This window comes from Caballeronia arationis, assembly GCF_001544975.2.
In the GTDB taxonomy this organism is placed as follows: Bacteria; Pseudomonadota; Gammaproteobacteria; order Burkholderiales; family Burkholderiaceae; genus Caballeronia; species Caballeronia arationis.
The window spans coordinates 1-731 of the sequence record NZ_FCOG02000555.1 but is presented as its reverse complement, the minus strand read 5'-3'; the positions used below and the strand labels follow the sequence as shown (position 1 = coordinate 731).

Here is a 731-nt window from a genome sequence, read left to right as displayed (position 1 = left end):
GACCCTGACACCTTCGAGATGTTCCGACTGGCCACATAACCCCAAGACTGTGCCGAACTCGGCACTCTTGAGTACCAAGGTAAGCGCGCCAAAAATCGCAAACGCGGTTGCGGGTACGTCTTCGCCCGATGCGTGTAACGTGATCGAAAGAAGCGATGTGACCGTGAGTGTTAGAAGCTGCGCGACCAGCCAGGTAGCCAACTGCGCTTTGAGTCGTATTTTTTCGCTCGCCTTCATGGTATGTCTCGCGCCCTGTGATTAGTATTAGGCGCGGGCAGCTGTGGAGAGAGACGCGTCGATTAGGACGCCAGCGACCGGCGAAGCTACGGACCGACGACGCCACGACACCTCGACGCTTGAAGGACCTCCGCCTCGCCACGTCCGACAACTGCAGCTTGGCAGTGTAGACAGCGCCGGGACCCTCTTGGTGGTCGCCAATGTGATCAACATCGCTGCTGATTGTCAGCGATGGGCACGGCGGCGGGGCTGCTGGCGAGTGAAGCAACTGTATGTGGTCTTGCTCTTGGACAGGAGAACGTCGCATCGACTGCATCGACGAACGCGTGCTCGACTGCGACGGGGCTATTTTCGCGTAGGCGGCGCAGAACTGCACGCGTTCCGCACTCGCTGCCCCACGTCGTCCGCCGTCATGGTCCTCAGGATTACCCACAATTGTAAAGATAGTCCTATTCGTTTTGCCGGAAGAGCCGATACATCTTAGTGACTTCGTG

At 58.3% G+C, this 731-nt stretch carries 1 protein-coding gene; it reads right to left on the bottom strand.

The features are described from left to right. Positions 1-237 (bottom strand): hypothetical protein (locus AWB81_RS45585; RefSeq protein ID WP_144444433.1); only part of this gene is annotated, 237 nt, incomplete at its 3' end. Between the last annotated feature and the right edge of the window lie 494 nt (positions 238-731).